The 14,727-nt window shown below is 49.3% G+C and carries 2 protein-coding genes; both read right to left on the bottom strand.

The window, feature by feature from the left end; all coding sequences use genetic code 11:
* Window positions 1-126 precede the first annotated feature (126 nt).
* Window positions 127-9,918 carry a hypothetical protein gene (locus tag HQM15_03170; protein MBF0491760.1) on the bottom strand — a complete coding sequence of 3,264 codons (9,792 nt, stop codon included), beginning with the start codon at window positions 9,916-9,918 and terminating at the stop codon, window positions 127-129.
* Between the two features lie 98 nt (window positions 9,919-10,016).
* The gene (locus HQM15_03175) at window positions 10,017-14,588 is read right to left on the bottom strand and encodes an AAA family ATPase (protein MBF0491761.1); all 4,572 of its coding nucleotides are present in this window, start codon (window positions 14,586-14,588) and stop codon (window positions 10,017-10,019) included.
* Between the last annotated feature and the right edge of the window lie 139 nt (window positions 14,589-14,727).

Below are 14,727 nucleotides of genomic sequence, written 5' to 3' on the forward strand. Positions count from 1 at the left end.
CAGATATTGGAAGCAAGTAATGGACCCCTCACCCTGCCCTCTCCCCCGAGGGGAGAGGGGAATAAATGAGTGAACAGTTAAAGTATATTATTTTATCCGCTCGATAGTGCGAAGACCAATTTAAGTTTATTTCCCTTTGGGGCTCTTTTCCTTTTCTCCCCAGACGTCAATCTCCAAATCATCACTAGCCGTGCGACCTGCACTGTCGCTCACAAAAACACGGATCACTGCACTCGTATTATTGACGGGGGCTCTATAAAGCACGGTGTCTCCTCCGGTATCAGAAAGACTTCCTGCCCCGCTCAGCAGGCTCCAGTTATAAGTGACTGAACCAGAAGCATTGCCCACAGTGGCTTTCATGGAAACTGTAGATTGGACATGAGCCAATTGATCTTCTCCCAAACTGACACTCAGCGGCGGAAGCAGATGGCTAATGCTGCCTGTCCCATATTCACTTTCATCTTCGTTATTACCCTCATTTTCACCATGGTCTTTATCACCATCCTTTTTATTGTCTTTATTTTTGTCTTTGTCCTTGTCCTCATCTTTATCTTCGTTCTCTTTGTGATCCACATCGGCCACACTTACGGTCACGGTATTCAGAGTTAAATGATTATAATTCCCATCCGTGCTGGCACTGGTGTGTGTGAGTGTGCGAGTTCGGCTTCCTTCCTGGATAAGATCAGGCAGCACACTCACCTGAACCGTCTGCGCAATGTTCCAGTTGCTGCTACCAAAGTTCAATATTCCTATACTGGAGGCCTTGGCACCCGGAACAGTCACCAGGACAGGGCTTGCCGCCGTTACGGTGATACTGACCTCTGCCGCAGGTTCTGCGTTGAGCATCACCGTGTAAGTATCGGTCGTTCCATCCTCCCCCACACTGACTGCGTTTTTAGAGAGCTGGATTCCAGCACTGTCATTGTCGAAGACTTGAACCTTCAAGTCGACTGCCGCGAGCGAATTATAATTCGCATCGGCAGAACTCACGAAGTGCCGGATGATATGAGTTTGAGTGCCTTCTATTTTAAAGTCGTCTAGCGCTGTTACCGTAATGCTTTGCGGGATATTCCAGTTGTCTGGAGTAAAGGTAAGATTGGAACTTGTGAGCTTGAGCCTGTTCGTTGCATCAATTGGAACAAGGCTCACAGCCACTGGCCCAGTGGGTTGAGAAGTCAGAACCACACCATAACTATCCGTTGTTCCGCCTTCTGTGACCTGAGTGGAACCTCCGCTTTCAATCAAGCTCAAACCCGCCTGATCATTATCGGTGATGTTGGCCTTTACCGAGGCTGCCGCAATCCCATTGTAGTTGGGATCAGCACTGGTGACACTCTGCTGAACTAATCCCGTGTGCAGCCCTTCTTGCACGGCATCGTCCACGGCAGTCACCGTCACGGTTTGAGGCACCTTCCAATTTTCGGCAGTGAAAACCAGAGAAGAAGGAGCCACACTGACCTGGCTGTCTGTAGCGATATTCACAGTCACCGCAGCAAGCGGTTCGCTATCCAGTATCACCGTATAAGTATCTGTAGATCCTCCTTCCGTGACATCCGTAGAGCCTCCGGTTTGGACGATGCTCACCCCTGTTACTGTAATATTAATGGATCTCGTACTCTCATTGGCGGCAGGATCTTCAGCCTTAAAGGTGACCTTACTAAACAGCCCTTTTTGTGACGCAGTGGGCATCCAGGCTACTGCGCCCGAGCTTGAATCCACTGATAATCCTGTAGGACAGTTTGACACACAAGAGTAAGTGATAGGATCGGCATCCGCGTCTACTGCATTCAGAGTAAAGGCAAGACTGCTTCCACTCTTAATCGTCTTATTTCCAGGATCTGCCAGCAGAGGCGCATGATCATCATTGAGAATGGTTCCCAGACCCTGACTCTTGCCGAGGCTTGCATTTACTGGCGAAGACAGATGGACATAAAAAGTTTCATCCATTTCAACTTTTGCATCTCCAAGAATACTGACATTCAAAGTTTTACTGTTTTCGCCCGGATTGAAAAGCAGAGTCCCCGAAGTACTGATATAATCGGAACCTGCCGTCGCGGTGTTATCGGCCGTTTCGTAATTCACGCTCACGGTTTTTCCGGATACGGCAGACAAAGTGACCGTAAAGCTCATGTTGCTGCTTCCTGAATTTCCTTCGGTCTGCGAAACATCATTAATGGAAATCGATGGAGCGCTGTCGTCATTGAGAATGGTTCCCAGCGCCTGACTGCGACTGATCGTCGCATTGGAAGCTCCCGACAGATTGACAGTGAAAAACTCATCGGGTTCATCGGTGGTATCGCCTAGAATCGGCACATAAAGAGTTTTAGTAGTTTCTCCGGGATTAAAAACAAGCACGCCAGAAGTGCTGTTATAATCAGAACCCGCGAGAGCGGTCCCATCGGCCGTGGCATAATTTACGCTTACAGTTTTAGCGGAGGCCTCAGATAAGGTAAGCGTGAAGCCCATATTGCTGCTTCCGGAATTTCCTTCGGCCTGAGAAGCATCTGCGATAGAAAGCGTGGGAGCCGTGTCGTCATTGAGGATGGTGCCTATTCCATAAGCCAAGCCAGAAATATCGGCATTCACAGGATTCGATAAGTTCAGCGTGAAGCTTTCATCCGGCTCATCCGTCGTATCTCCCCTAATACTCACTTGAATCGTCTGAGAAATTTGTCCGGCAGGAATAAGGAGTGTCCCGCTAGTGGCCGTGTAATCGGATCCCGCTGTTGCAGTGCCATCTGCGGTCGCATAATCTACCGTGGTGCTGACTCCGGAAGCCGCTGAGAGCGTGACGGTGAAGAGGAGAGGCGTCGTTCCCGAATTTCCTTCCAGCACACTGGGATTGTCTATACTGAGGCTGGGCCTGATCATTGTAGCTCCACTCACGGCCTTATCTTGATCAATGATATGAGCGGCATTGTCCTCCGTCTTAATCGAGAAAGTTCCTGTCGCTCCACTGCTTGTGGGATTACGCACGCCGGATAATACAATCGTCACCGCAGTGCCGCCAGTGAGGACTCCGCCTGTGCCATCTCGGCTCAGCGTAATAATATCGTTCATTCCATCTCCGCTTGAGAGGAGCGGTGCATTGAAGGAACCCGTAATATTTTTAGATACCAGGCTAGCTTTAGCCGCATCAAATCCGGCCGGCAAATCGATCACCAGCTTTCCATTGGTTGGCCAGGGATTGGCGGTCGTAAAGCTCACCGTGATATTTCCTTCCATCCCTATCATCAAAGACGCAGGTTCTACCTGGGTGTTCGTTAGGCTGCCGGGTAAAATTGTAGTCGCCGAAACATTGGCATCGCTATCAATAACCGCATCTGAATTGTCCGTCGTTTGAAGAATATAGACGCCTGTGGGTCCACTCACTTGAGGGTTTCGGATATTTTCGATGAAACAGCTCTGCGCCCCTAAAGAGCTTATCAATCCCGTAGAACGTGTCAGAGTGAGCATTTGACCAGACACTGAGGTGGTAAAGCTTCCATCGATACCACTACAACTCCCATTCGTTGCAGCGCTGACGTCAAAGCCTGCGGGGAAAAGCACTTTGATCTTGCCATCGACAGGAATTGGATTCGCATTCGTAAAATTCACAGTGACCGCGCCTCTTGCCCCTGCGACTAAACTTGCGGGTTCCACCTTCGTATTCGTTAAACTTCCTTGCGTCTCATTCACCGTAAGGGTGATGGACTGAGTGTCGGTATTCACTCCATCCGACACCTGGAACGTTACATTGCTATAAGTAGCGGCCTGCGAATAAGTGGGAGTCCATGAAACAGCTCCAGTGCCTGCCTCTACCGAGAGTCCCGTCGGACAATTGGCGGTGCAGGAATAAGTCAGCGGATCTCCATCCGCATCCGTGGCACTCAGACTAAAGTTGAGAGCCACATTCTCCGCCACAGACTTCGCTCCGGGATTCGTGAGTACCGGCGCATGATCGTCATTGAGGATGTTTCCTAGCGCTTGACTACGACTGATCGTCGCATTGGAAGCCCCCCACAGATTGACAAAGAAAATCTCATCGGGTTCCACTTTTTTATCTCCGAGGATACTGACATTAATTGTTTTACTGCTCTCTCCAGGATTAAAGCTGAGAACTCCAGATAGGCTGCTATAATTGGAACCTGCGGTGGCCGTATTATCGGCCGTTGCATAATTCACGCTCACGCTTTTTCCGGACATGGCCGACAAAGTGACCATAAAGCCCATGTTGCTGGTTCCAGCATTTCCTTCGGGCTGGGAAACATCCGTTATAGAAAGTGTGGGGGGGCTGTCATCATTGAGGAGTGTTCCTGTTCCATAACTTGAACCGGAAATACTGGCGTTCACTGGGTTAGATAAATTAAGCCTTAGCGTTTCATCCGGTTCATCGATCGTATCTCCGATAATATTCACGGGAATCGTCTGAGAAATCTGTCCGGCAGGAATAGTGAGCGTCCCGCTAGCGGCTATGTAATCGGATCCCGCAGTTGCAGTGCCATCTGCGGTGGCATAATCTACCGTGGTACTCACTCCAGAAGCCGCTGAGAGTGTGACGGTAAAGAGGAGAGGCGTCGTTCCCGAATTTCCTTCCAGCATACTGGGATTGTCTATGCTGAGGCTGGGCGTAATGATCGTAGTTCCACTCACGGCGCTATCTTGATCAATAAGAGAAGCGGCACTATCTTCAGTCTTGACCCAGGAAGTCCCCGTGGCTCCGCTGCTTGTCGGATTACGCACGCCGGATAAAACAAGCGTCACCGCAGTCCCGCCAGGAAGGACTGCGCCGCTGCCATCTCGGCTCAAGGTAATAATATCGTTCGTTCCCTTTCCACTGGAGAGAAGCGGTGCGTTGAAAGAGCCCGTAATATTTTTGGATAGCAGGCTAGCGTTAGCCGCATCAAATCCGGCCGGCAAATCAATCACCAGCTTTCCATCGGCTGGCCAGGGATTGGCGGTCGTAAAGCCCACCGTGAGGTTTCCCTTCATCCCTATCATCAAAGAGGCGGGTTCCACCTTTGTATTCGTTAAATTTCCTTGAGTCTCATTCACCGTAAGGGTGATGGACTGAGTGTCGGTATTCACTCCATCCGACACCTGGAAAGTTACATTGCTATAAGTAGCGGCCTGAGAATAAGTGGGAGTCCATGAAACAGCTCCAGTGCCTGCCTCTACCGAGAGTCCCGTTGGGCAATTGGCAGTGCAGGAATAAGTCAGCGGATCTCCATCCGCATCCGTGGCACTCAGACTAAAGTTGAGAGCCACATTCTCCGCCACAGACTTCGCACCAGGATTCGTGAGTACTGGCGCATGGTCATCATTTAAAATAGTACCCGTTCCACTGCTGGTTGAAATTGTTGCATTCGTTGCGCCACTCAAAGTCATCGTCAAGGTTTCATCGGGCTCAAGCAGCCTATCTCCATTCACACTCACCTGAATCGTTTTGGAAGTCTCCCCTGGTGCAAAGGTGAGGGTTCCAGAAGTAGGCATATAATCGGATCCCGCAGTTGCAGTACCATCGGCAGTCGCATAATTTACCGTGGTGTTCACTCCTGAAGCGACGGAGAGGCTCAGCGTAAAGTTAAGTGCCGTGGTGCCCGAATTTCCTTCCAGCACGCTGGGATTATCGATGCTCAAACTAGGCTGTGTAATGGTATTCGCAGCCACGGCAGGGTCTTCATCTATCATCGAGCCCAGACTATCCGTCGTTTTGATGGCATAAGTTCCTGTCAATCCACCCACTTGAGGATTACGGATATGATCAATCGTGCAGATCTCTGCAGCTGCTGCGGTTTGGATACTCCCCGCCGATCGAGTGATGCTAACTGTTTGACCTGAAACTGCAGTCGCAAAAACTCCATCCATATTACAACTTGCGCCTGAAGCAGCACTCACATCAAATCCCGAAGGGAAAACCACAAGCACTTTTCCATCCAAGGGAATAACATTTGTATTTGTAAAACGGATAGTCGCTGTACCGCTAGCCCCCACAATAAGAGTGGCAGGGTCTACATGGCTTGAAGTCAGGCGACCTTGAGTGTCATTCACGGTAATCGTAATGGCTTCAGTACTTGTATTAACCCCATCGGAGGCCTGAAAAGTAACTGAAGGATAAACTCCCGATTGAGAAAATGTAGGAGTCCATGAAACGGCGCCAGAGCTTGAATTCACGCTCAGGCCCGAAGGACAAGAAGAAAGACAAGCATAGGAAATCGCATCTCCATCTGCATCTGTTGCACTCAAGGTAAAGGCAAGTGAGCTATTTTCTGCAACCGATTTCGCACCAGGATTCGCGAGCACGGGCGCATGGTCATCATTGAGGATGGTGCCCAGACCTTGACTCTTGCTCAGGCTCGCATTCACCGGCGAAGACAGGTTGACATGGAAAGTTTCATCGGGCTCAACGGTCGTATCTCCATTCACACTCACCTGAATCGTTTTACTGGTTTCCCCCGCAGCAAAGGTTAAGGTCCCATGAGCAGCGCTGTAGTCGGATCCCGCAGTCGCAGTACCATCGGCAGTCGCATAGTAAACACTCACGTCCTGAGTACTCAAATTAGACAAGCTGACTGTAAAAGTGAGAGGGGTGGTTCCCGAGTTTCCTTCGCTGACACTCGGATTGTCTATGCTGATGCTGGGTTGAGAATCATTGTCCGTAATATGGGCCGTCACCGAAGCGAGGGGAATTGCATTATAATAACTGTCATTACTACTGGCGCTATGAGAAATAGTAGCGAGATGAGGCCCTTCGTATTTGTTGTCGTCCACTGCAGTCACCGTGACCGTTTGCGGAATATTCCAATTGGCAATCGTGAAGGTCAGACTACTGGGTGAAACGGTGACGCCATAAGTCGTATCGCTGGAACTAGCTGTTAAAGTCACACTCGACGTAGGCTGCGAAGTAAGCACCAAGGTATAAGAATCTGTCGCGCCGCCTTCGGTGACATGAGTGCTTCCCCCCGATTCTGTAATCGTTACTCTGGCGGTATCATCGTTTATAATCGTTCCAATGCCTGTGCTTCCTATAATCGTCGCATTTGTAGCGCCACTTAAAGTCATCGTGACCGTTTCATCGGCCTCTGCAACATAATCACCATTCACACTCACATTAATTGTTTGAGAGATTTGTCCGCTACTAAAAGTAAGAGTTCCTGAAGTTGCTGTATAATCGGAACCCGCTGTAGCGCTTCCATCCGAGCTTGCGTAGTTTACAGTAATTGTTTGAGTGCTAGGATTGGAAAGTGAAACGGTAAAAGCTAAATTAGAAGCACCCGAATTCCCTTCAACCACACTCGGACTATTAATGCTGATGCTGGGTTGCAAATCGTTATCTGTGATACTCGCGGATACGGAAGAAATACTGATTCCATTATAACTCGCGTCACTACTGCTTGCGCTGTGAGAGATCGTGGCTGAATGCGGCCCTTCATAAAGGTTATCGTCTACGGCAGTCACCTTTACCGTTTGGGGGGTAGACCAGTTTGCTGCGGTAAAAGTGAGAGTAGCGGGAGATACCGTTACTCCATAATTGGTATCGGAGGAAGAAGCTGTAATAGTCACTACGCTGCTGGGGGATGAAGCCAGGCTTACATTATAGCTCCCGGTCGAACCTCCTTCACTCACTGCCACAGAAGTGCTGCTGAGAGTGACGGAAGCAGGGGAAAAACTCCAGTGACTATTATTTCCGGAATCGCTGCATCCCGTCCAACAGTTGAGGGTGGCTGAACTAATATTATTAGAGTTTTTTACATCCAGATAAGAAATGCTCCGCGCGCTTTGGGAATTAATATTCCATTGCAGTGCAGGAGTCTCACTTTTTAACAAAAGCTTTTGCCCCGCGGCACCATTCAGGCTGAGATTATTGCTGACCGTTTGGGTACTCCCATTTGCAAAAGTAAGCGTGGCTGCGGAGGAAACCGATTTTGTCAGATTGTAGAAGGTATTTGATCCTGAAATGCTTTGACTGGCTGTCCCCAAATCTACCGTGCCACCACTCGCTGTGAAAGCACCTCCGGTATTTATCCAGTCGCCCAGCACCGTCAATTTATGACCATTCGCATCCAGGGTTCCTGCTTGTAAGGTAAGTGCAGACCCGATGGATAAATCGCCCGGCAAGAGCGCAGCCCCCCCTGCAATCGTCAGTTTGGAATAAGGATAATTTTTAATTGTATAATTGGAACTGCCCACATATTTGACAAGGCTTCCCGCCGCCAGTGAGGGAGAGTTCGCGTTGGTGCTGATGCTTTCTAAACCGTTCAACTGCAAGGTGGCTCCAGAAGCCACGGCCAAAGTTCCACCGATTCCATTGACCGTGAGATTGTTACCGGCCAGTGCAAATGTTCCGGAGTTGATCATGAGATTCTGGCCCGCTGCATCTAATACAAGTGCTGAGCCAAGAGTGACGGTTCCTGAGGCTTTATTCACAAGGATGTCGGCATTGAAAACAGTAGGATCTAACGCGGCACTGAGGGTTTGATCTGCAGTTCCAGAAAGGAGAAGGGCCTGGGTATTGGCGCTAGAGTAGCCGGCGCCCAGCACGACATCCCCTTGAGCTTCCAGTTTTGAAGCCCCTGCTTGAATGAAAGCCCCTGAGTTGAGAGTAAGTATGCCCAGCACTTTGAGGTTAATTCCTGAGGTCTCGGTGAGAGTCCAGGCAGAAGTGGCGGCCACAGTTAAGTGATTAAAAGTTTCTGTGCCATTCACGTTAATGCTTCGATTGCCATTGATGGCAAGTTTCACCGTACCGTTATTATGAACAAAGCTGCCAGCCGCTGCGCTATGCGTATCCCAATTGCCCGCGACCGAAAGAGTTCCAGTACTGGAAATAAAACTTCCCCCCGTGAGCGTAAATTTTCCTGAGAAAGTGTCATTGAAGCTCCCCAGACTGACCGTTCCTGCCGCTTGAGTATAATCATTGAGTACATTGAAGACCCCCGTAAGGGCCAGGGGGGTATCAGAATTATAAACCACATTTCCGGCGGTGAGCGTTTTTCCATTGTTATCCAAAGTCCCCTTGAGCACTGTGAGGGTTTTACCACTGCTTAGGGTCAAATTGGAGAAGAGGGAAACACTCCCTGTAGATACGCCTCGTCCATCCACTTTGTTGATGGTCATATTCCCGTGAAAAGCACTGCTGGCACCTGTGGCATCTAGGGTTTGATTATTCGTTCCGGAAAAAAGGAGGGGCTGCGTGTTGGCGCTGCTGTAATTTGCACCTATAATCACATCCCCTTGGGCCTCGAAGGTGGATGATCCGGAAAGCACGGCGTATCCCGAACTGAGACTAAGAGTTCCTACAGTTTTGAGTACATCATTCGAGCTTGCCAATAGTGCCGCAGTAGAGCTGGCAGCCAAAATAAAATTATTAAAAGTTTCTGTGCCATTCACATTAATAATTTTATCGATCGTATTCGCAAACTTCACCGTCCCGCCATTGTGAGCAAAAGATCCTGCGGCCGGCGTCTGCGTATCCCAGTTCCCTGCCACGGTGAAGGTCTCTGAGGTGGAAATAAAGCGCCCTCCATTGAGGGTGAAATTTCCATTATCCGTAATACCACTCTCCCCTCCTGTAAATATTCCATCGGATTGACTGTAGTGGGAAGCCCCGATCGTAACTATAATTCCCGCATTTTGGGTGATGTTTTTTTTATATCCTGCCAGGAGATTGATCCCCGCCACATTAACAGTCACATCTAAATTACAATCCACATTTCCGTTTGAGTTATAGGTGGCAACATCATTAACATCCGGAACCGTCGTCGCAACCATCGAATTACTGGAAGTACTCCAGTTTCCAGCCGTTGAAAAATTTGAATTGATTTCCCCTCTCCAAAACTTAACCGTAGCCTGGGCAGGGCTTGAGCCCAGAAAAAAGAAAAAGGCCAGAACCAAAAACCCACTCGAAGTAAATGAACGAATGGTAAAAGTTTTTTTCATCCTTCCTTGATTGTAGGAGCAAGGAATAGAAATCTAAAGAGGAGTCTTCAAAAAATGAAAGGACTGTTAAGGGGATTGAAGAAATACTTACATTTTTTTTACTTTTTCTTCCCCTTCCCAAAGATCTGCTTCACCAGCAACTTCAGTAACAGCTTCGGCAAAGCCCTGAAATCTTCACTCTGGTAATAATCTTCATACACCTTTGTAACCGCATCGGTTCCCGCTCCTATCCCTACCCCTATCGTGTGGATGCCTTTCTTTTTCAGTTGTTTCACGTAGTCACTCGTCTCAGACACTCCCGCTCCATCCGTGATCACGATCACGGTTTTTTGATCTCCTTCCTCTCGTGATAGAAGTTCCTCCGCAAATTTTATCCCTTCCAAATCGTTGGTCCCGCCGCCTCCCGCCGTCTGCAACTCTTCTAGCAGTGCGTTGAGTTGCTTCTCATTATTCACCTTTTCTCTAAAACTCTTGTGGATGTCTGCCGTGTCCGCAAATCCCACCACAGCATAATCCATCTTGAGCTCCTTCATGAGATACACAAACAAGGCCATGCCCTGCAAAGCCGAATTCTGAATCTCCTCTCCCTTCATCGAGCCCGATTGATCCAGCACCAGCACCCATTTGTGGTTGGGTTTGGTGGGAAATTTCTTCCTCAGGAATAATTTAAAATCCTCTTCACTCGTGATCCCCACTTCATTGCGAATAAAAACCTCGACTGCTTTTTTTAAATTCAATTTCGTTCCGGTATAAAAATTCCCTACATACTCATGATCGGTATTGAGTTTTAAAACATGTTTTACCAACTCCGCCGTTTGTCTTGCCAAATTCTTGACCGGGTCAAAGTACCGTCTCCAGGGATTATTCTCATAAAACTTCCGCTCGGCGGCCTTCTGCACCGCTCGCTGCTTTAACATGTCGCCCACCGTGCGTTGGTCAAAGGGTCTAAAATCTCCCCCTCCCCCTTCACCTGCAGCAGCAGGCAAACTTACTTTGGACCCATCTTTATTTTTCTCCTCTTTCTCTCTTCCCGCCTGTCTTGCCTTATTAATCTGATCTCTCTGGGGTTTATTGTTCGGGTCTAAAGCCCCCGCCATTTTATCGGCTCGTTCCTCCAATATTTTGCGGGCTTCTTCACTCAAATCCTCCCTATCAATACTCGAACGCCCTCCTGCTTGACCGGGAGATCCTTCTCCTTCTTGCCCTTGCTGCTCTCTTTCTTTTTGCAGATTCTTCTCCACCTCTTCCAACGATTCTTTATAAAACTCCTGATAGAGGGGAAGAAGATGCTCTTCCATTAAATCGTACATCCCCTTTTGTTTGGCCCGAATATCCTTCTCTTGAGGATAGTAACAGTCCGGATACGTATGCCAGATCTGATTCAAAATCGGTTGCACCTTTTCTAGGGCTGCTTTCACCTTAGAATTCATCACTCGCTCCGTCACCCGCCCGTTGGCCCACAGGTCGAGGATCCCATGCGCAAATTGTTCATGTGGCAAGCCTCCCAAGGGTTTGATCTTTCCCCTTCTCTCCGCATTGGCTACTGCTGCGGAATCTGGAAAAAATTTATCATACAAACTATTAAACGCAGGGCGTGCCCCGGGAAAGCGGGCCAGTTCATACTCATTCACGCGGGGATCTTCCACGCAATTGCCAAGTAAATGTAACGACGCCTTCTTAAACCACTTCTTATCTATCATCCTAGAAATTGCCCCATGTCCTCCCTCGTGTAAGGCAATGGCAACCAGTTGTTCCGGGCTAAAATCCTTGGCCTCATGAGGATTAATTAAAAATACTTTTCGATCCAAATCTAAAGCGGCGATGTCCACCTGTCCGGTTTTATCCACTTCCACTCGCACATGGCCAAAGGCCGCCAAAGTGGCTATCCTCTCCAACTTCTGGCCATGCTCCGCCATAAAGGCTTCTTCGTGGGCTCTCATACCCGCTATCAGCGCATTTACTTCTTCTGCCTTCTCTTCTGCTTCAGCTACTGCTGCAGGCTCTATCCCTTCTTCTCCCCTTGAAGATCTCCGGGTTTTGCCTTTGCCAGTAAAGACCGTCTCCAAGATATGACCCGGTAACGCCATATTTAATTGGTGAGAAAAGGCTCCTCGAGTTTGCACCTGAACCCCTTGGCTCATCGCCTGGGCAGCATCACTCACAGGGTTTTTTGCTCCTGCTACAGTTTGTGCACCTTGTAACAGACTTGCCCCTGCAGAAGATAGCGGCGTATTTGGGCTTACAGGGTCAGTCGGTGAAGAAGGGCCTGATTTTCCGGGAGGCGCAGGAGGGAGAGGATTTCTCTCCTTTCCTCCTAGGCGTTGATACACAATCTCTTTCTTTTCTTCCGAGTTAAAATCTTTCCTAATCTGTATCCTTCTAAATTTATTGATAAGCGCAGGAGATAAATCGATTCTCCCTCCGCTCATCCCCGCAGGGTTTTGCGTGAAAATCAGGCGGAAGTTCGGGTGGGCGTGCACAGGAACCTTTGCCCCATTCTCCGTCACCATCACCATGCGTTCATCGTCAATTAAAGAATTGAGTCTTTCTAATACCTCCGGTGGAATCAGGTTCGCCTCGTTGATGACGAGCAAGGATCCCCGCTTAATCGCCTCCAGCAGCACTCCTTCTCGAAACTGGATCTCTCCCTCTTCATTGATGAACGGCACTCCCAGCAGCTCGGAAATGCTCATGTCCCCACTGCCCGTCACCTCAAGCACCTCTTGCTTCAAGAGCTTCCCTATCCATTTGATGACCGCCGATTTAGAGACGGCAGGAAGGCCTTCCAGAATTACGTAATCCCCGCGTCTAAACGAATCGAGCACCTTGAAAGCCAGTTTCCGGGTGGTGGGCACAGACACCAGATCTTCCCAGGCGGAGCAGTGCTCTACCTTTGCGGGCCAGTGGATATTCATCGAGCCATTGTAGGATAAGACGCTTTGTTCCAACTCCTCTTCACTGGTTTCAGGATTCAATAACGCTTCTAGCCTCTCTTCTGTCATCCCCGTTTCATCGATCAAAAATAATTTCAAGGCGGTCTTGGCAGATTCATACTTCTCTCCTTCCAGTCCATCCAACACCTCGGCTCCCAAGGCCCTTAAGAGTTCTTCCCAGCCTCTTTTTGAAAGGACATACTCAAAATCTTCTCTATTTTCTCCCCGGTTTACTTGTACAACTTTGTAGCTCCCGTCCTCATTCTTCTCCCACAGTTCTTCTCCTTCCACTTCCTCAATCCGCGATGCCACTCGTTTTAAGGTGCGTATGGTAATCAATCCCTCTTCTCCGCTGCTCACTTTGATTTGCTCCAAAATCTTCGGCAGCATGGCAATGCTCGCCTCACTGAGTAATTTGGGCGCAGCGAGCGGCGCCCCTACGGTGGATGCCCCCTCTCCTTGTGAAGGAGAGGGCCGGGGTGAGGTCTTCCCCCTCTCCATCCTCTTCCTCAAAATCGTCTGCAACTCCTCCACCCGAAACTCTCTCAGCTTCATCGTCAGCCAGCGGCTGGCCACGCTCTGTTCCAGGGCCTTTCTCCCTCCGTATCCCTCCGGATTCCCTGTCGCGATCAGTCTGAAATCTTCATGCACCCGAACTTCAACTACCTTGCCTCCCTGCTTTACCCACACCACTCCACTCTTGATCTGCTGTGTCAGATCATTCAGCGAAACCAAAAACCCCTCTCGTGCCAAATTGATTTCATCCAACACACACCAGCCTCCATAGCGGATGGCATCCAGTAATCGCCCTTCCTCAAAAACAACCCTCTTTTTAATTCCCCTCTCCCTCAAGGGGAGAGGGCCAGGGAGAGGGTCAGGCTGAGGCTGAGGGCTTGAATCTTGAATCGTCTGTATCGTAAAATGCCCCAGCAATTGCCCCTCATCCATCTCTTTATGAAACTGCACCCGAAACACCGGCCGCTTCATGCGGTGGGCCAGCCAGCGGATGATGGCATTCTTTCCCACTCCCGTGGGGCCCATCAGCAGCACCGGTTCTTTGGCCATAATCCCAGCCGCCAAGGCCTTGGCGGCATCAATCGTCGGGCCGATTAAATCGATCTCTTCTTCCTGCGGAATCAGTTGGCGCAGTTCAGAATCCTCAGCTCCTTTACTTGCTTCTAACACAGCAATTAAATTTTCTATTTGAGGTTGACCCGTTGAATAAAAATCAGAAGCACGTGCCGAAACAATCTCCTGGTAGGCCTTCAAATAGTTTGAAATTTTTGTTTGAATTTCCAAATCCCAAGCGGGGTCTATTTGATACAGGGCCTGGGCCGCAGCTTGCACGATAGAAGCATCTCTATGACTTAACAAGGCCGCCAACGCAGGTTGGGATTCCTTAACCCCCAAGCTCCCCAAGGCTCTGGCTGCAGCTCGCACAACATCAGCATTTCTATGACTCAACAAGACCTTCAATGCAGCTCGGGATTCCTGGGCCCCCAAGGCTGCGGCTGCAGCTCGCGCAACATCAGCATTTCTATGACTCAACAAGACCTTCAATGCAGCTCGGGCTTTTTTCTTGTATCCCAAGCTCCCCAAGGCTTCGGCCGCAGCTTCCACAACATGAACATCTTCACGCCTTAACAAGGCCTCCAATGCAGTTCGGGATTCCTTAATCCCCAATCTCCCCAAGGCTTCGGCCGCAGCTAGCACAATATAAGCATTTCTATGACTCAACAAGGCCTCCAATGCGAAATCGCAAGACAGGGACCCAGTGATCCGCAAGGATAGGGACCCACTCGGAGCGTAGCGACGGATCTTATTTTTTCTTTTTATAGGTGGGTCCCTATCGATGCAATTTGTTTTTTTCTGGGCT

The sequence above is a fragment of the Deltaproteobacteria bacterium genome (genome assembly GCA_015233135.1).
Lineage (GTDB): Bacteria > UBA10199 > UBA10199 > JADFYH01 > JADFYH01 > JADFYH01.